The 18,919-nt window shown below is 41.7% G+C and carries 13 protein-coding genes; 5 read left to right on the forward strand and 8 right to left on the reverse strand.

Translation table 11 applies throughout. The features are described 5' to 3' along the window. Position 1: 1 nt before the first annotated feature. The 4 genes from DMZ48_RS02665 to DMZ48_RS02680 form a co-directional block, all read right to left on the reverse strand. Positions 2-2,773, reverse strand: coding sequence for a PD-(D/E)XK nuclease family protein (locus DMZ48_RS02665; RefSeq protein ID WP_143953543.1), 2,772 nt, complete (start codon positions 2,771-2,773; stop codon positions 2-4). An 86-nt stretch (positions 2,774-2,859) separates the two neighbouring features. Further along, positions 2,860-4,215: an OmpA family protein gene (locus tag DMZ48_RS02670; RefSeq protein ID WP_143953544.1), complete on the reverse strand. Its 1,356-nt coding sequence runs from the start codon at positions 4,213-4,215 to the stop codon at positions 2,860-2,862. Positions 4,216-4,324: 109 nt separating this feature from the next. Beyond that, entirely contained in the window at positions 4,325-5,518 is a 1,194-nt protein-coding gene (kbl, locus tag DMZ48_RS02675) for a glycine C-acetyltransferase (RefSeq protein ID WP_143953545.1), read from the reverse strand. A 33-nt stretch (positions 5,519-5,551) separates the two neighbouring features. Beyond that, positions 5,552-8,671 (reverse strand): UvrD-helicase domain-containing protein, encoded by a 3,120-nt coding sequence (locus DMZ48_RS02680; protein WP_143953546.1) that lies wholly within the window; start codon positions 8,669-8,671, stop codon positions 5,552-5,554. A 501-nt stretch (positions 8,672-9,172) separates the two neighbouring features. Between DMZ48_RS02680 and DMZ48_RS02685 the strand changes: the two genes are divergently transcribed. Beyond that, complete coding sequence (locus tag DMZ48_RS02685; protein WP_143953547.1) at positions 9,173-9,781, forward strand: superoxide dismutase; 609 nt, start codon at positions 9,173-9,175, stop codon at positions 9,779-9,781. Between the two features lie 137 nt (positions 9,782-9,918). Here DMZ48_RS02685 and DMZ48_RS02690 read toward each other — a convergent pair whose 3' ends face one another. From DMZ48_RS02690 to DMZ48_RS02705, 4 genes are all read right to left on the reverse strand, one after another. Continuing rightward, complete coding sequence (locus tag DMZ48_RS02690; protein WP_143953548.1) at positions 9,919-10,512, reverse strand: YceI family protein; 594 nt, start codon at positions 10,510-10,512, stop codon at positions 9,919-9,921. A 116-nt stretch (positions 10,513-10,628) separates the two neighbouring features. Continuing rightward, complete coding sequence (locus DMZ48_RS02695) at positions 10,629-11,891, reverse strand: hypothetical protein (RefSeq protein WP_143953549.1); 1,263 nt, start codon at positions 11,889-11,891, stop codon at positions 10,629-10,631. A gap of 54 nt (positions 11,892-11,945) precedes the next feature. Then, on the reverse strand, positions 11,946-12,536 hold the full coding sequence (locus DMZ48_RS02700) for a YceI family protein (protein WP_143953550.1): 591 nt from the start codon (positions 12,534-12,536) through the stop codon (positions 11,946-11,948). A gap of 563 nt (positions 12,537-13,099) precedes the next feature. Next, positions 13,100-13,813 (reverse strand): Crp/Fnr family transcriptional regulator, encoded by a 714-nt coding sequence (locus tag DMZ48_RS02705; RefSeq protein WP_338420291.1) that lies wholly within the window; start codon positions 13,811-13,813, stop codon positions 13,100-13,102. A gap of 80 nt (positions 13,814-13,893) precedes the next feature. Between DMZ48_RS02705 and DMZ48_RS02710 the strand changes: the two genes are divergently transcribed. The 4 genes from DMZ48_RS02710 to DMZ48_RS02725 all read left to right on the forward strand — a co-directional run bounded on the left by DMZ48_RS02710 (position 13,894) and on the right by DMZ48_RS02725 (position 18,916). Continuing rightward, on the forward strand, positions 13,894-16,266 hold the full coding sequence (locus tag DMZ48_RS02710; RefSeq protein ID WP_143953551.1) for a heavy metal translocating P-type ATPase: 2,373 nt from the start codon (positions 13,894-13,896) through the stop codon (positions 16,264-16,266). Between the two features lie 72 nt (positions 16,267-16,338). Then, entirely contained in the window at positions 16,339-16,521 is a 183-nt protein-coding gene (gene ccoS / locus DMZ48_RS02715; protein WP_143953552.1) for a cbb3-type cytochrome oxidase assembly protein CcoS, read from the forward strand. A gap of 5 nt (positions 16,522-16,526) precedes the next feature. After that, complete coding sequence (gene ccoN, locus DMZ48_RS02720; RefSeq protein ID WP_143953553.1) at positions 16,527-18,734, forward strand: cytochrome-c oxidase, cbb3-type subunit I; 2,208 nt, start codon at positions 16,527-16,529, stop codon at positions 18,732-18,734. Positions 18,735-18,736: 2 nt separating this feature from the next. Beyond that, positions 18,737-18,916: a CcoQ/FixQ family Cbb3-type cytochrome c oxidase assembly chaperone gene (locus DMZ48_RS02725; RefSeq protein ID WP_143953554.1), complete on the forward strand. Its 180-nt coding sequence runs from the start codon at positions 18,737-18,739 to the stop codon at positions 18,914-18,916. Positions 18,917-18,919 lie beyond the last annotated feature (3 nt).

The following is an 18,919-nucleotide window of genomic DNA, read 5'->3' on the forward strand; positions in this document are numbered from 1 at the left end:
ACTATGCAATGATTTTAGCTTCAAAGTTACGATGCGGATCGCAAATTTCACGAATCAGTTCGAATAGTTTTTCCTCGAAAAGTTCGAGTACTTCACGGTTGATGGCGGGATCATTCTTTTGCGATCGTGGAGCTGGCTTTAAGCCGAATTGCATGAAACCACTACTCAGATTCTTAAATGAAATGATGCCGCCTCTAACTTCTGGATATTTGAGAACCATTTCTTTTCTCATATAAGCATAGCACAATACCTGAAAAGCTTTACTGTATTTATAATCTTCAATGAGTTCATTCCAATCATGGATATGAACGTCTGACGGATTTACCTTTCCGGTTTTATAATCGATGATACGAATAACCCCGTCTTCTTCCTCGACACGATCTACCTTGCCTCTTAGTACCACAGGGAAATCAAGTCCGGGTACGTTTAGGGGTACTTTCATATCGGTTTCTATTTCGAGAATGCGTATTTGTTTTCCTTCTTTCAGCCGGTTGGATTCCATATCCAGAAAGTTCTCAACATAACGACGGCAAACATGGAAACTGATCAGATTCTTACCTCGTAATTGAGAGGGGTCTATATAGGTTTTAAAGAATTGTTCCTGGAGGATCTGAATCATATCGGCTCTCATTTTCTGAATATCCTCAGCGATCAGTAAGCGTCCCGTAATCGGCTTATACAGAAGTTCAAGAGTATCATGAACTATCGTTCCCATAGTGTTGGCGGCGATCGATTCTTCAACCGCCTCGGCCTCATTGATTTTCAGGATACTTTGTCGATAGAAATCCATGGGATTTCTCACAAAATTACTTAATGAAGATGGTGAGAAACCTCTGTTTGCCAGGGCGCGTAATGCCTCCATGAGGGTGTTAGATTTGGAAATATGCTCCGGTACCGCTTCTTCAGGATAGATTTCCGGAGCCGCGACCATCTCGGTGATCGTATGTGTTTCGGGATGTCTGGCTAAGATTTGCTGGATGAAACGACTTTTTTCCCCTCCATCCAGTGTATTAACTTCCGTATTGTATAAAAGATAAATCGTGGAGGCACGTTGTAATAGTCGGTAGAAATGGTAGGTGTATACCGCATCCTTTTCTTTATACGTTGGTAGTCCGTAGGCAACCTTGATATCAAAAGGGATAAACGAATTATTTGATTTACCTGCCGGTAAAATGCCCTCGTTCACAGAACTGATGATCACAGTATCGAAGTCCAGATTTCTACTTTCGAGCATACCCATTAGTTGAAGTCCCTCCAGGGGCTCACCTTTGAAATCTACTGTTTCTCTGCTCATCAGATCATGGAAAAGTTTTTTTAAGGTCTTTACTGAAGAAATGCTGTTGTATTGTTGCTGGTAGGTCAGTAATTGATTGAACAGTTCGTAGAATCGGAATAAATATTCCAGAAAGACCGGATTCCGTGTTTCCTCCATACCATACAGGTATTTTAGCTTTAAAGTCCATGTAAGGCAATTCATGATCAACGCTGTAGGATTGATTTTGTAATGATCCGGAAAGAGCAGATTCAGGTATTCGGTAAAGGTTTCTTCTTTAGAGAACTGCAACAGTTCATTTTGTTTCAGGAATAACAGGTTATTTTTTTGCAGATGAACTGTGATGTCGTTTAATATGCCTGAATCCTTAAAAGCGAATTGAACTATGGGGTTGGTGATGATGGTCATCACATCTCTGTGATTCCAGGATCCATCATTGGGTTTGGTCCATGCTTCGATCAAATTACCAAAATGCGATGCGAACGGAGTGAGATTAAGCGGGAATCCACCGGTGACATTTACCTTTTCTATCTGGTCGGGTATGGCGTTGAGTAATGGCGTTCGAATTTGTTCATTACCCATAATAACCGCAATGTCATTAACACTGCCGGAAGGTAGACCAGAAAGCAATTCTCCTATATACTTCGCTTGTGGGACAGTTCCCGGAATACCAGTAATTTTAATTTGCTTTGGCTTACTGAAATTATCGAGTACATAATTAAACGGCTGTCCCTGAAAGTATTTCCATCCTGAGCGTATTTTTCGTAGAAATAATCCGGCGTCATGTTCCTTATCATTGATGAAAAAAGAATCGGTGTCCCAGTAGGCTTTGGATTGGGTTGTGGATAGAATTTCTTCAATGATAAGACTTTCTGCATTATTCAGTGCATTAAAGCCGATAAAATAATGAGGTGTGTCTCCATGCGCCTGGAGGTAGAATTCGAGTTGTATCGTTGCTTCGCGGTAAAGCATACCCTGATAGCCAAGTCCTTTGGCTTGCAAGTGTTCGTTGAGGAGGAAGTAGAGTTCCTTTAATCTTTTCCAGAAAGCGAGATAATTTAATTGCAGGGGTGTTTTTTCCGGGGAGCTTGCCCAATGGAACTGATCGATCTCCTTGATCTGGAATAGATGATCGAATAGGGTGTCCGGGTCTACGAGGTATCTGTCGATCTCATTGAAATCCTGTATCATGGTTTGGGCCCAGGTACTAAAAACAAAGAGATCATCTTGCTCCTCTTTAGGGGTTATAGATCTGTATGCTTCGTAGAATTCAAATAGCAGGCGGACATTATTAATGCTTTTAAGGGTGGAGATCTCCTCGATGAATTCTTCAATGCTGAAAAGCTTCGGTGCGAAGCTTGCTTTGGTGAGGATTTGCTGCAGTTCATGTTTCAGGAAGGCTCCTGATCTTTTACTGGGAACTATAAGGATAATATCGCCGAGGTTATCGGGGTGATTTTGATAGATCTCTTCTATAACTTCAGCAAGGAATGATTTCATGAGGTCGTAATTATAAGCAGTGCTTAAAAATAAAAAAAACGCTCCGGATTTCCGGAGCGTTTTCTATATGATTTGACCTCTTAAAATTATTCTTTAACGAGGTTGATCTCTACACGTCTGTTTTGACGTCTACCATCTCTGGTAGCATTAGAAGCGATTGGTTTAGTCTCACCGTATCCTTCAGAAGTTAATCTGTCAGATGCGATTCCGTGAGATTCAAGGTATGCTTCAACTGCATTAGCTCTTTCTTTAGAGAGTCTCATGTTAAGAGCATCAGATCCTGAACTGTCAGTGTGACCTTCGATGTGGAACTTAGAGTTTGGATACTGAGTAAGGATAGCGATGATATCACCAAGAACTTTTTCAGAGTCAGCTTTGATAGATGACTTACCTATATCGAACAGGATGGTTTTCGCATATTCGTTAAGGGCTTTCTGAACTTCCTCAGTTACTTCAGGACATCCGTTGTTGGCTACAGTTCCTACTTTGTCCGGACAAAGATCATCTTTATCTGGAATTCCGTCACCGTCTCTGTCTGGCCAAGGACAACCATTGTTTTCAGCTGGTCCTGCTTCGTTAGGACATTCGTCTTTGTTATCTGGAACTCCGTCACCATCTGAATCAGGACATCCGTTGAATTCTTTAAGACCAGGAACTTCAGGACAATCGTCTAAGTTATCTGGAACTCCGTCACCGTCTGAATCAGGACAACCATTGAACTCAAGCGGACCTGCTTCGTTAGGACAAGCATCTTTAGAATCTTCGATACCGTCACCATCTGAATCAGGACAACCGTTGAAAGCTGCAAGTCCTGCTACTTCTGGACAAGCATCATCTTTGTCATAGATTCCGTCACCGTCAGTGTCAGTTCCTCCGAAACGGATAGAAAGACCTGCAAGATGCTGGAAGTGTGGTACACCATAATCTTCAAAAGCATGCTTGTAAGTAGACTGGATGTTAAGACCAAGATTTTCAGTAAACCAGAAATTGAAACCAAGACCTCCGTTAAGAGTTCCGGCACCGATTTCATCGATCCAGGTATAACCACCACCGATCTCGATATAAGGCTCAATAGTAGTACCCTGAACAAAGGTATACTTGATGGTACCGTCTACTGCATAGTGCGACAGATCATCAGCATCCATATCACCTAACTTGTCAATTTTGTTTAGTGATCCTCTGATTCCAACAGAAAAACCGTCTCCAACGTAACGAGAAACCGCTACTGTTGAAATAGATGGAAGAATGTTCCAGTGGTCACTTACGTTAAAATACTCATCAAACCATGTTCCGGCATATGACTTGTCTGAATTAGTTGGATAAACGTCGATTGCGTTCGCTCCGAAACTCACTTGCCAGGGATTGTTCTTGTCCTGAGCATTTATGCTGCTTAGTCCGGTAAACAGCAGACAAGCAACTAATAATTTGCTGAGATGTTTCATGTTCAATTATTTAATTTTAAGTGTTAATTTAATAACAAATGTAAGTCGTTACAACTTATTAACAAAAACAATTGTATAATTTTTTGGTAATTTCAGAAATATATATGGGTTAAACAAGTCCGAGTTCCCTTCCAACTTCTGTAAATGCAACTATCGCTTTATCAAGGTGTTGCTGTGTGTGGGCTGCGGATAATTGTACTCGAATGCGCGCTTTGTTTTTCGGAACTACCGGGTAGAAAAACCCTATCACATAGATACCTTTTTTCAACAATTTGTCAGCCATTATTTGTGAAAGTTTGGCATCATAGAGCATAACCGGTACAATCGCCGAATCACCGTCAATTATCTCAAAACCAGCACTTTTCATGCCTTTTTTGAAATATTCGGTATTCCATTCAAGTTTGTCTCGTAACGATGTATCTTCTGACAGCATATCGAAAACTTTAATCGATGCACCGACGATTGCGGGAGCTAATGAGTTCGAAAACAAATAGGGTCGTGAACGTTGTCTTAAGATTTCGATGATCTCTTTTTTACCGGTCGTATAACCTCCCATCGCTCCGCCAAGAGCTTTTCCAAGAGTACCGGTAATGATGTCAATTCGGCCCATCACGTCTTTTTCCTCTAATGTCCCTCTACCGGTTTCGCCTATAAAACCAGCTGCATGGCACTCATCGATCATAACCATTGCATCATATTGATCGGCGAGGTCACAGATCTTATCCAGCGGAGCAACCAGACCATCCATCGAAAATACCCCATCTGTAACGATGATCTTGAATCTTGCCCCGTCAGCATTCGCTTGTTTTAACTGAGCTTCAAGATCTTCCATGTTGCTGTTCTCATAACGGTATCTTTTTGCTTTACAAAGGCGAACTCCGTCGATAATTGAGGCATGATTGAGCGAGTCCGAAATGATCGCATCCTCAGCGGTTAAAAGGGGTTCAAATACACCTCCGTTAGCGTCGAATGCCGCCGCATATAGAATCGTATCTTCGGTCCCGTAAAAGTCTGCAATCTTTTGCTCAAGTTCCTTGTGAATATCTTGAGTTCCACATATAAAGCGTACCGAAGACATTCCGAATCCATGTGTGTCCATGGCATCCTTGGCTGCCTGTATCACTTCCGGATGAGAGGAAAGTCCGAGGTAGTTATTCGCACAGAAATTGATCACTCTTTCGCCGGTTGAGATTGTTATTTCGGCACCTTGTGGAGAAGTGATGATCCTTTCTTTCTTGTAAAGACCTGCTTCTTTTATTTCCTGGAGTTCTTTTTCCAGATGTTGCTTGATATTACCGTACATAAATGTTTTTTTACAAAGGTAATAAACATAAAACTACAGGCATTCCTGAACTGAAATTTCCGTGTCGATATAAACCAAAAGTTTGTCTGCGATCTCATACCCCATGCTTTTTAGGGTTTCCGCATAACGGCTGACTTGCAAGTGATGATTTGTATGAGGAGATCCGGTTTTGTAATCGATGATGCTTACGCGCCCTTTTGCGATGACAAATCGATCCGGGATCAGGATCTGACCTTCTTTGCTGATCAACTCTCTTTCGTTATAACTTTTTACGTCGCTGTTATAAAGATGTTTTAACTTAGGGTGATTGAGTACTCCTGTGAGGAATTCGATGGTCTCTTCCATCTCATCCGATCTGATCTTTCCACTGTGAAGCGCCTCTTCCACGATCATATCGATGTCTTCCGGTCTGTGAATTCCGGAAAGCAGCTGGTGGTAGAGTAAACCTTTGTCGATCGCACTTTGTTGTACACTTCCCCATAATGAACCAGCTCTTGTGACCATTTCGAAACGATGATGAAGTCCGGCATTGCTTATAAAAGGGATTCCGGCAGGAGGAACTGCTACCTTTCTGTTGAGGTGATCTGCGCTGACTTTAGGTACTCCGATCTCATAGGTGAGTTTTCCCTCTTCCCAAAGGGAAATGCTTTTAAGATAATTGATGAGAAGCCCGGAATAGGTATTGGTTCTTTCAATTCCCTTTGTATCCAGATCAAGATTTCCAAGTATATACAGCCGTTCAACAGGTCTTGTGAGCGCCACATAGAAAATATTGAAACTATCCAGTTCCAGATGTTCGCGATGTGATGTATAAAGTGCCGCTCCATACGCGTTAAGATTTTCAAGATCCTTGTTCAGGCTGATCAGGGCATTCGATATCCCATAGGCTTCTTTATTTACGGGAAACCAGGTCAATGAGGCTTTATCATGGTAAATATCATTGTTGGCAAACGGATAGATCACTATTGGAAATTCCAGTCCTTTTGACTTATGGATCGTCATGATCTGAACCGCTCCACTATGCTGCGGTGGGTTGATACTCCATTTGTTATTATGCTGTTCCCAATGATCGATAAAATTGCTTAGGTCACTATTGTCAGATTCCGTGAATTCGAGAGCCTTGTCTAGAAAAGTCTGAAGATAGGCTCCGGATTCGTTTTGCAACTGAAAGCTGTCGACTGCATATTCCAGTGCATTGTAAAAAGGTAGCTGCACAAAAGTTCCTGTCTCGAATCCATAGGGTTCAAAGATCTTCTGCGGATGTTCAGTGCGATCCTTCAGGTACATGTGCCGGTCCTGAGCATCCTCTTTTGAGGCGGCGTACCATGCAAGGCGAAACCTGTTTTCCCGATCTTCCGGGTTTACAAAATAACGGATCAGATCTGTCAGGAAATTCACGGCCGGGTTATGCTTTAATAACAACGACTCTGCAGAAATCACCGGAATAGATTCATTATTCAGGTGTGTAGCCAGACTAACCCCTTGTTGATTGGTTCTGCAAAGAATACAGATATCACCATAAGGGTATCCCTGAGCTTTAAGGTCATTGATTATATCGGTGGTTCGCATGCAAAAATCTTCGGTGGTACTGGCATCTTTTTCAAGAAACGTCATGCTGATAAATCCACCTGGTTTTTCATTGGTTTCCTGTGAACTATAACGATGAAAAAGTTCCCGATAGGAATCGTTAGTAATAAATTGCGAAGCGTGAACAAAGAAGCCATTATTGAAATTAACGATAGTATCATGACTTCGGTAGTTTACAGGGAGGTTGGCTACCTCTGGCAGGAGTTGAAACGGACTCTTTTTTTGGTAGAGGTCTATGAATTGTTCAGCCTTCCCGCCTCTCCAGCGATATATGGCTTGTTTGGCATCTCCAACGATCAACAGACTACCCTGTTTTCCTCCAACAGCTTCTGTTTCCAGTGCATTCGAAATCAAGGGTTGCATATTTTGCCATTGCATGGCCGAAGTGTCCTGAAATTCATCGATAAAATAGTTTCTGTATTTTTCTCCGAGACGTTCATATATAAAGGGGGCGGGTTGATCGGCGATCGCTTCACTGATAAGCTTGTTGAAGTCTGAGATCAACACCTGACTCCGGTCTTCTTTGATCATTTCAATTTCTTTTTGCATAGCTCCTAAAAGAGCCAGCGGCGTAAGGTTCCTGTAGAAATTGACCGAAAATTTTCGTTGTGCCATTCCTTGTTGAACCAATTGCAGGCATTCGGCAATTGCCGGACGTAAACCGTCGATGGTGGCAGCTTTATCAGGAGCCAGCGTCTTATTGTATATCGACGCATTTTCCGGGTCCCCAACCCATGCCGCCGAACTGGTCGCATTCATGTCTCCATCGGCTATTTTCCTGAAATAATTGGGAAGCGTACTCCGGGTAAAATCAGTGAATTCAAGTCCGTTCTCAACAAATTTCTCAAGAAGACCCTGAGCCGCACCGGAGATCATGGATTCAATGTCTTTGACCGAATTGAGGAGCTTTTTTTTCAATGCTATCAAATGGTCTGAATCGGTTTCCTGAAGTTCTTTAAGAATTTCGGTATCGGTTTCCCGTATCAGAAGTTGTCCGATCTTTCGAAGGTCACCGGATACATCCCAGCTTTTGTCTTCATCAGCCTTTTCCAGTGAATATTCGATGAGAGCATTACTGATGAACTCGTCTTCTCCGGTTCTGTAGATCAGATTATCGATGGCTTCATTCAATAAACTTTCTGTATCGAGAACCACTTCGAAATTTGAAGGTAATTTAAGGTCATGTGCAAATGTTCGCAACAACCGATGATTGAACTTATCGATGGTAACGATATCGAAGAAGGCATAATTGTGTAAAATGCGATGCAGGACATTCTGTGAGCGAAGGTGTAGTGTTTCCTTGCTTACTGCCAGTTCTTCACTTAACTGGATGAACATCGGGTCTTCACTTTCAAGGATTCCGGGAGTAGCGAAATTGCTTAGATTTTTCAACACACGTTCCTTCATTTCCGTTACGGCTTTGTTCGTGAAGGTGATCGCGAGTATTTGTTTGAACTGATCGGTATAGGAAGAGGCAAGTAGCAGCGACAGATACTGCTTTACCAGAGTGTATGTCTTTCCTGCTCCGGCCGAGGCGTTGTAGATCTTGAAAGCTGGTTTATTCAATGCTTTTCGTTTTACTGCAAAGTAATAATTCTCGTTTAGTTTTTCATGGGTGTCCGGTTAAAATATTCTGGTCTGCTGGCGTACAGGAAAGTGTCGATCCTGACTACCGCAGGCCAAAGGCGGGATCGACACTATTTATGGACTTTAGCCCATAATGCTAGCGTGAGCTGTGGTGAAAATGTCTTCTTAGGCTCAGTTATTGAATGTATTCTCGTAGTATAAAAAGTGAGGGTCTGCTTTTAGAATTATGGAATTTTCCCCGGACAGCAATGCAGTATACAGTGAAGCAGTAAATAGTGAAGCAGTAAGCTTTAAGCTGTATGCTGTTTTCTGTTACCTGTTACCTTGTAACGTGTCACCCTGTAACATAAATCCTTAATCCATAATCCATTTTCCGTAGCCCATGTAATATCCAGTTCTTAACAAATTATTATCATGATTTGTTTAAGTTTATGTGTAAATTTGAGTAACAGATTTTATTAACCAAAAAATTAATACAAAATGGCATTTGAATTACCAAAACTTCCATATGCATATGATGCGCTGGAGCCGAATATCGACGCCCGTACTATGGAGATCCACCATACTAAACACCACAGCGGATATACTACAAAACTCAATGGAGCGGTTGAAGGAACTGATCTGGCTGGTAAAAGTATCGAAGAGATCCTGAAAGGACTTGATATGAGCAATGGAGCCGTTCGTAATAATGGAGGCGGATATTATAACCATAACCTTTTCTGGGAGGTGATGTCTCCTGATGGAGGAGGTAAGCCATCGGGTGAACTGGCAGAAGCGATCGATGCTGCTTTCGGATCATTCGATAGTTTTAAAACAGAATTTTCTAACGCAGCTGCAACCCGATTCGGTTCCGGATGGGCTTGGTTGTGTGTTCATAAAGGAGGTAAACTTGAAGTTTGCTCTACACCAAATCAGGATAACCCCTTAATGCCCGGAGTTGGGTGTGAAGGTTTTCCTGTTCTCGGAATTGATGTTTGGGAACACGCGTATTATCTAAACTACCAGAACAGAAGACCTGATTATATCGAATCATTCTTCAATGTTATAAACTGGAGTAAGGTTGCTGAACTTTATGCAGCGAATAAATAAGAGATAGTTGTAAAAAACGCAATGAAAAAGGCGCCATTTGGCGCCTTTTTTTGTGTTTATTGTTTAAGGAGGTTTTCTTCTGGGTATAATTTCATTATTTTAATTAGACCCCTCTGAAGAAAACGAATTATCGTTATTTAACGATTTGGTTTGTTCAGGTGTTGCAGATAGAGATCGAACTGAATATCGATCTCATCTTTCACCTTGATCATACCCATTACCTTGGTCGGAGGTTCGATTCCGTAATCATTGAGGTCAACCATCAGACTACCGGTTACGTGATAATCAGCTTGCTTATCGACCTTAACCGGGATCTCATACGTATTCGATTTATCTACGATCTCGATCTCTACGGTTGCGGTGAAATCGTTGGGAGTAGCCTGATCTCCATCCAGCTTTTTAAGTTCAAGTGTGATATACGGATGCTCTTCTGTTCGTAGTAATTTATGAAAGTCCTTGTTGATGGCCTTACCTCCACAATCAAAGTTCTTATTGTTCAGGATCAGGGTGGCCGCATCGAATTTCACATGTTTTCCATGTCCGTGATATGCTATCCGGTGTGGATCGCTGAGATCAGCGATGTCATAATCACAGGTGAAGGTATTCACGTTGGTCTTTCCGACGATCCTAAGGGTACTTTTGGAGGTGATCCCTACCACTACCGTATTTACAGTGTCAGATCCGAATGACAATAATGTTAATGAAACCAGAAGAACTAAGAGCCTTTTCATCTTTGAAATTTTTATAGAATTTACAAATTCAAAAAGAAAAAGACAAGCCTGATTATCATTAAGATACCGGGCCTGTCTTCTTCACCATGTCAAATTAAAATAGATTCTTTTTTCGTTTAGAATGCGATTACCGCCTCAGCCATCAGACCGTTGAATTTACCGTCGTCAAAGATGCTGGAGCTGTTGAATCCGTCATATTTCTGAGTTACGTATTCCACTTTCATCAGTACGTTTTTAGTCATGAACCATCCCGCTGCCAGTTGGAATCTGTTGATGTCGATATCATCACCACTTGCTTCTTCATTGTTTACCACGTTGTAACGACCACCTACGTAGAAATCTTCATTGTTACCGAATCTGTAGATTGCCTCACCCGCGAACTGAGTTGCATTTCTTCTGTCTGTTTCACTATTTGCTCTACCGCTTACGAACTCCAGGGTTCCAAAAAGTTCAAGTCCGCCAAATTTTACATAAGGGTTGAACATTAAAGCAGTGATTGAGTTTCTGAAGTTAGGGTTATAGCGACCAGATCTGAAATTGCTGCTTGATGAGGCATCAGTTGGTTCGAGAACAAGATAGTATCTTGATCCTGCACGGTCACCACTGTACAGATAAGCGTTTGGTACTTGTCCTGTGGTATAGATAGATCCTGTTAATCTGAAACGTGTTCCGTTGCTGAATACATTGTCGTATCCGAGTTTGGCAAGGAAGGAAGCTCCGTTTCCATCAGGATTGCTAACGGCCTGATTCAATTTACCGTTAGAGATACCGATCATACTGATAAATCCGTTTCTTCGGTAGTAAAGTTCTGCACCAACCTCAGTAGTGAATCCGTCCATGATCAGGTTTCCAACGAATGGGTTGTGAAGTGCCTGGGCATTATCAGATCTTCTGAAGTGAGCATCCCCGTAGTTTTGCTCCATGTGACCGATTTTGATAGTCGTATATTTCATGAACTCTTCAAGGAAGCCTTCCTGAATGAAGTCTAACGCGTCAATTTGAAAATATCCTCCTTTTACATAAGGTTCCGGGTGGTGACGAGAAGAAAGATAAGTTCTCAAGTGCATTCTTAGTCCTTTGTGTAATACTACATCAAGGTCAAGGTTCGCAGTAGCAAGGTTAAAGTTGTTACCGATCTCGATAAGTTCAACCGCTCCTGAGTTTTCGTGATCCAATGCCTGGAATTGAATAGTGGAAGCTCCACCGATTCTTACTTTAACGCCGTCAAAGGTTGAAACACTGTCTTTGGGTGCTTCGAATTCATAGATACCGCGTTGGTCTGGTTTTCTAAAGTTATCAATATCTCTTTGTTGAGCATATGAACTTAGGCATAAACATACCAGTATAGCCGTTAAAACAGTTGTAATTTGTGATTTCATAATGAACTGATTTAATAAAAATGTTTTGGGAAAAATTGATTGTTTGTCTGAATTTTACTGATTAAGAACAGTTTTAAATTTGAGTGTTACTGATTCTCCGGTCTTAATAGCACCCATCAAAGCTCTTGGAGGATCGATCTTGTAGTGGGTCATGTTAATTTCCTTTTCACCGGTTAGCGTTACTGAATTCCCGCTGTTGGTAAGCTTGAAGTTCAGATCGATATTCTTGGTAACTCCTGAAAGGGTAAGGTCACCTTTGGCTTTAACGCTGTAAGATCCGTCACTCTGCTTTTCCATACTGCTTACTTCAGTAAGCTTGAAGTTTATCGTTTTGTACTTATCGGTGTTTAATGCCTTATAAGTATTATTGTCCATTCCGCTCTTTCCGCTTTTGAGACTTTCTGCTTCTACAGCAATTTCCATTGCATCGATCGTTTTGCTGTCTTCTCCGCTTAACGTGATACTTCCGGATTGTTTTTCAGCCGTCTCTTCCCAATCGTGTACATTAGATGTACCGAATATGGTTAATTCAGAAGAACCGTTGTTCAGGGTAAATTTCTGTGCTTGCATAGTACTTATTCCTGCGAACACAGTGAGGAACAATACCCAGATTGTTCTTGTTACGATTTTTGTTTTGTTAACCATGATGCTTGTTTTTAATTACACTACAAAGATTATCGTTAATGCAATCTTAAACCATGACATTTGTCAGTATTTCGAAAAATACATGGATTAAGGTTCTTATAAAACTACATAATACTTTGTAAATCACAGTGTTAAATAGTTTTTTTCTTTGCGTATATACAACGTAAACACCACATTTTTTTTGAAAAAATATGTAAGGCAAATTCTGTTAAGTAGCAAATCAAGCGCAATTAATAAAGCGAATCCCTGTTAAAAATGTTAAGAGAGTCAGGGGCGAAAAGGTTTGAGATTAGGGCGTTATAGGTTAAAAGGGTGCAAAAATAAGATGAGTACCACCTAATTCTTAAATATTTCTTAAAAAAATCTTAAAACAGGACTTTTGAAGATTTTTCAGGGAAAATTCCAGATGGAAATTATTCATTTTATTGCAAAATAATTCTTGGAAAGTTATCTGATTCGAGGTGTATCAGGAGAAGTTTGTACTCCTATATATATAATAAGGGGTAGCTGAAAAAGGGAGTATTCACGAAAATAAGCAAAAACTAACTGTGGATATTGTCGATCTAAAATCCTTCTGCAATACGCTCCAGAGCCGGGGTATTTAAAATTCTAATTCTTTTGCCTTTGGTTTCGATCATACCCTTTTTTGAGAAATCAGAAAGTGTTCTGATGAGCGATTCTGTTGCGGTACCTACCATCCCCGCAATCTCCTCCCGGGACAATTGAACTCCCAAAAAGCCTTCCTTATCTTTTCCAAAATCCTTTTCAAAACCCAGTAAACAGGATGCTAAGCGTTCCTTTACCGGTTTTTGGGCCATGTTGACGATCGTATTATCAGCATTTCTAAGGTCTGTACAGATCACCCGGATCATATCACCGGAGAATTTTTGATTGTCCATAAAGGATTGCTGTATATCTTTCTTTGGGATGAAACAAACCTCCATGTCTTCAATTGCCGTAGCGGTAAGATTTACCACATCATTACTGATGACACTTCGTTGTCCGAGAAGATCTCCTCTTTTGATGAACTTGATGATTTGATCTCTTCCGTTATCACTGAGTTTGGTCAGTTTACAGATACCAGATTTTACACAGTAAACCCCGTCGATGTGATCGCCTTCCTGAAAGATGGTTTCACCTTTCTTGATTTGAATAGCGCTTTTGTGATCCGAAATACGAAGGCGTTCTTCCTTTGTCAGAAGATCCAGGGAGCTTAGTTGTCGTATGATGCACTGATCGCATTTACCCATAGAAGTACGAAGTGGTTTAATGAGCACGCTAAAATACGAATTAGATGACAATTATCATATTTTTTAATAACTTGGATAGGCATTTTTGTATAGGATAAACCAATTCTATGGAACAAGCATGTTTTCATTGTGGTACGAACTGCGATAATGATCCTGTGATCTTTGACGAAAAATACTTCTGTTGTCAGGGATGCCGAACAGTGTATGAGATCTTTGCCGAAAATGACCTTACCTCCTACTATGAGTTTGAAAAAAATGCCGGGAAAACTCCAAAATCGGATTATACGACCTATGCACCGCTCGACAATCCTTCCATTCAGGAGAAATTACTGGAATTCGATAACGGGACTACAGCTGTCGTGAATTTTTATATTCCGCATATCCATTGTAGTTCCTGTATTTGGATCCTTGAAAACCTAAATCGCTTAAGTCGTGGAATTACCGCTTCTCAAGTGAATTTTCCAAAGAAGTCCGTGCGAATCACTTTCAATAAAAATGAACTCGATCTGAAATCCCTGGCGATCCTCTTAACGTCTATCGGTTATGAGCCCTATATCAGTCTTGAAGATTATGAAAAACCACAGCGTGATCCTGAGCGTTCTATCATCTATAAATTGGGAGTAGCCGGATTTGCCTTTGGAAATGTGATGTTATTATCATTTCCCGAATATTTCGAAATCGACGAGTTTTGGCTTAACCACTATAAGCCTTTCTTCAGATATATCATGTTCGCCATGTCTTTGCCTGTCGTATTCTATGCCGCTTCCGATTATTTTATTTCGGCCTGGAAGGGTATAAGAAGCAGGATACTGAACATCGATGTGCCTATAGCATTGGGAATTCTGGTATTATTCATCCGAAGCCTGGCGGAGATCATCTTCGATCTGGGACAAGGCTTCTTCGATAGTCTTACCGGGCTAGTCTTCTTTTTATTATTGGGGCGTTTCTTTCAACAAAAAACCTATAACTTCCTTTCATTCGAAAGAGATTTCAGAAGTTATTTTCCGATTGGTGTTACCCGCATCCTCAATGATGGTACTGAAGAACAGGTGCAACTTTATGATATTAAGGAACGGGATCGGTTGCTGATCCGGAATGCTGAACTTATTCCAGTCGATTCCATTCTTATAAAAGGAGGAGGGAAGATCGACTATAGTTTCGTTACCGGAGAGTCGGAAGCCGTACGTGTGGAGAGCGGTGAAAAACTGATGGCCGGAGGAAAGCAAACCGGTCGGGCTTTAGAGATAGAAGCGCTAAAATCGGTCTCACAAAGTTATCTCGTTCAACTTTGGGGAAATGAGATCTTTGAAAAAGAGAAGGAAGAAGGATTTCAGGGAATAACCGATCGTATCAGTAAATACTTTACCATCGTGATCATTGGCATCGCGATCTTTGCCGCCGGCTTCTGGTTGATGATCGACCCGGGTAAGGCACTGAATGTTTTTACGGCCATTCTCATCATCGCTTGTCCCTGTGCCCTTGCCTTGTCTGCTCCTTTTACACTGGGTAACATGCTTCGGATCTTCGGAAGATCCGGATTTTATCTCAAAAATGCTCAGGTTATTGAAAGGCTGGCAAAGATCAATTCGATCGTATTCGATAAGACCGGTACCATAACTTCCGGTGATAAGAACGATATCTTATGGGAGGGGAATGACCTCAGTGCAGAAGAGAAACAATTGTTAAGTGCTACGTTGCGAAATTCAAACCACCCACTTAGCAGGCAGTTGTATGATATGTTAAGTGAATATGGTATCAGACCTCTGGATAGTTTTACTGAACATACCGGACTTGGAATCGAAGGTCGATCCGGTGACCAGGAAGTGAAAGTGGGTAGTGGAAATTTTGTAGGAAGCAGTCAGGTGACCTCCGCCTTAAAGACTTCGGTTCATATCGGAATCAACAATCATTATAAAGGGAAATATACCTTCTTCAATCGGTACAGATCGGGGGTGGCCGCTTTGTTCAGATCCCTGAGCAGGAACTATGAGCTGGCGGTTCTATCCGGTGATAATGCGAGTGAACGTGAAAATCTTTCCAAACTTTTACCTTCAAAGACCAAGTTGTTCTTTGATCAGAGTCCTGATGAAAAGTTGAACTACATAAAATTTCATCAGCAAGAAGGCGCTGATGTAATGATGGTAGGTGATGGTCTGAACGATGCAGGAGCGCTGCGACAAAGTAATGTTGGTGTGGCGATTTCTGAAAATGTCAATGTTTTTTCACCGGCCTGTGATGCCATTCTGGATGCCACCAAACTCGACAATCTGGGAGCCTATCTGAAAGCCTCAAAAAAAGCTGTGAATATTATTAAGATCAGTTTCCTGCTTTCATTCCTCTATAATGCAGTGGGATTATATTTCGCAGTAACCGGAAAATTGTCTCCGGTTATCGCGGCAATTTTAATGCCTTTGAGTTCTGTTAGTGTGGTGATTTTCACTAACTTAACAACTAATTTGATCGGGAGAAAGCTGAAATAGAAATGGGGATATGACATTTATCATCTTTTTATTGAGGCAGTACCTATATTTTCGTTCACATAAACTAACCACATGAGTGTCATCTACATATTGATCACAGTAAGTCTTGTCGTTGCCATCGTATTCTTTGTCGCATTTGTGACCGCTGTTAAAAGCGGACAATACGACGATAGTTATACACCTTCGGTGCGCATGCTGTTCGAGGATGAACTCGTGGATGAAGAAAAGAATTCTGACCAAACAAATAATAAATAATTCAAATGGAGGTACAGCAGTTTTATTACGATAACAAGATCGTTAAGAAATTCCTTTATGCAACCATGTTATGGGGCGCCGTTGGAATGTTGGTGGGCCTATTACTGGCCTTTATGTTTATTTTTCCGAACCTGACCGATGGAATCCCATGGTTGAGTTTCGGCCGATTACGCCCACTGCATACGAATGCAGTGATCTTCGCATTTGTTGGGAATGCGATCTTTGCAGGGGTTTATTACTCTCTGCAACGCTTGTTGAAAGCACGGATGTATAGTGATTTTCTGAGTAACCTTAATTTCTGGGGCTGGCAGTTGATCATTGTGGCTGCAGCAATTTCATTGCCATTAGGTTTCACCACATCCAAAGAATATGCAGAACTCGAATGGCCGATAGATATCGCTATCGCGGTTATCTGGGTGGCATTTGGTGTCAATATGATCGGCACCATTCTCAAAAGACGTCAGCGACATCTCTATGTGGCGGTCTGGTTCTATCTGGCGACTTTCGTTACAGTAGCGGTCTTACATATTTTTAACTCATTGGAATTACCGGTGAATGCCTTGAAGAGCTACTCTGTTTATGCCGGTGTTCAGGATGCACTCGTACAGTGGTGGTACGGACATAATGCGGTAGCATTCTTTCTGACCACCCCGTTCTTAGGACTCATGTATTATTTCGTTCCTAAGGCTGCTAATCGTCCCGTATACTCCTATCGATTATCGATCGTACATTTCTGGTCACTTATATTTATCTATATCTGGGCCGGGCCTCACCACTTGCTGTATTCCGCACTTCCGGGTTGGGCGCAGAATCTTGGGGTAGTATTCTCTATTATGCTGATCGCTCCTTCCTGGGGAGGGATGATCAACGGACTCCTTACCTTACGAGGTGCATGGGATAAAGTACGTACCGATCCGGTTCTTAAGTTCATGGTCGTAGCGATCACGGGATATGGGATGGCCACTTTTGAAGGGCCTATGCTTTCATTGAAAAATATCAATGCCATTGCTCACTTCAGTGACTGGGTGATCGCACACGTTCACGTAGGTGCACTGGCCTGGAATGGTTTTATGACCTTCGGTATGATCTATTACCTGATTCCGAAGATGTTCAAAACAAAATTATATTCTCTTCCACTGGCTAACTTCCATTTCTGGATCGGTACACTGGGGATCATTTTATATGCATTGCCTATGTATGTGGCCGGATTTACTCAGGCTTCCATGTGGAAACAGTTCAACCCGGATGGATCCCTGGTTTATGGAAATTTCCTCGAAACAGTCGCTCAGATCATGCCTATGTACTGGATGCGTGCCATTGGAGGAACCTTCTTCCTGATCGGGGTACTGGTAGGTATCTATAATGCGATCATGACCATCAGACAAGGGTCAAAGGTTCAGGATGAACTGGCCGAAGCACCTGCACTCACCAGAATCCGTAAAGGCAGACTAGCCGGAGAAACTTTCCATACCTGGTTGGAAAGACGTCCGGTGCAACTTACAATTCTTGCTACCATCGCCATCCTGATCGGAGGGGTAATTCAGATCGTCCCCACCATTATGGTGAAATCGAACATCCCGACGATCAGTAGTGTAAAACCTTATACACCCCTGGAGCTCGAAGGTCGTGATATCTATATCAGGGAAGGATGTGTAAGCTGTCATTCACAGATGATCCGTCCGTTCCGAAGTGAGACCGAACGATACGGAGAGTATTCAAAAGCCGGAGAATATGTCTATGATCATCCGTTCCTCTGGGGAAGTAAACGAACCGGGCCCGATCTGTTACGTGTTGGTGGAAAATATTCAGATAACTGGCATTTGAACCATATGTATGATCCACAGAGTACATCTTTCGGAAGTATCATGCCTTCCTATAAATGGCTGCTGAGGAGCGAACTGGATAAGTCGCAAACAGAAGCAAAAATGGAGGCCATGGTGAAACTAGGGGTTCCATATACCGATGAAGACATCGCCAGTGCCCAGCAGCAAATGGACGATCAGGGACTTAAGATCGAACAGAACCTTTATACCGATCCGGATTTCAAAAAGACCTATGATGAGGATAAACGTGCCGCCGGGGTTAAAGGTGAGGACTTTATAGAAATGAAAGATCGTGAGATCGTGGCATTGATCGCTTATTTGCAGCGACTTGGCACCGATATCAAGATCAAGGATAACAGTGAAACAGAACTAACCGCTCAAAATAAATAATCATGTTTAAGTTTGTAAAAGACCACATGGCCACGATCGACGGTATTGAGATATATCCGATGATATCCCTGTTGATATTCTTCCTGTTCTTTCTGGTGCTTTTTTGGTGGGTATTCACCGCAAAAAAGGATTATATAAGCGAAGTGAGCAATTTTCCATTAGATAACCAGGAATACGAATAAGCC

Source organism: Robertkochia solimangrovi (genome assembly GCF_007279655.1).
Lineage (GTDB): Bacteria > Bacteroidota > Bacteroidia > Flavobacteriales > Flavobacteriaceae > Robertkochia > Robertkochia solimangrovi.

Excerpts from the sequence above, each read along its gene's own strand:
- DMZ48_RS02690 (WP_143953548.1), bottom strand. The coding sequence starts at position 10,512 with ATGAAAAGGCTCTTAGTTCTTCTGGTTTCATTAACATTATTGTCATTC.
- DMZ48_RS02685 (WP_143953547.1), top strand. The coding sequence starts at position 9,173 with ATGGCATTTGAATTACCAAAACTTCCATATGCATATGATGCGCTGGAG.
- DMZ48_RS02725 (WP_143953554.1), top strand. The coding sequence starts at position 18,737 with ATGTTTAAGTTTGTAAAAGACCACATGGCCACGATCGACGGTATTGAG.
- DMZ48_RS02665 (WP_143953543.1), bottom strand. The coding sequence starts at position 2,773 with ATGAAATCATTCCTTGCTGAAGTTATAGAAGAGATCTATCAAAATCAC.
- DMZ48_RS02670 (WP_143953544.1), bottom strand. The coding sequence starts at position 4,215 with ATGAAACATCTCAGCAAATTATTAGTTGCTTGTCTGCTGTTTACCGGA.
- kbl (WP_143953545.1), bottom strand. The coding sequence starts at position 5,518 with ATGTACGGTAATATCAAGCAACATCTGGAAAAAGAACTCCAGGAAATA.
- DMZ48_RS02695 (WP_143953549.1), bottom strand. The coding sequence starts at position 11,891 with ATGAAATCACAAATTACAACTGTTTTAACGGCTATACTGGTATGTTTA.
- ccoN (WP_143953553.1), top strand. The coding sequence starts at position 16,527 with ATGGAGGTACAGCAGTTTTATTACGATAACAAGATCGTTAAGAAATTC.
- DMZ48_RS02700 (WP_143953550.1), bottom strand. The coding sequence starts at position 12,536 with ATGGTTAACAAAACAAAAATCGTAACAAGAACAATCTGGGTATTGTTC.
- DMZ48_RS02710 (WP_143953551.1), top strand. The coding sequence starts at position 13,894 with ATGGAACAAGCATGTTTTCATTGTGGTACGAACTGCGATAATGATCCT.
- ccoS (WP_143953552.1), top strand. The coding sequence starts at position 16,339 with ATGAGTGTCATCTACATATTGATCACAGTAAGTCTTGTCGTTGCCATC.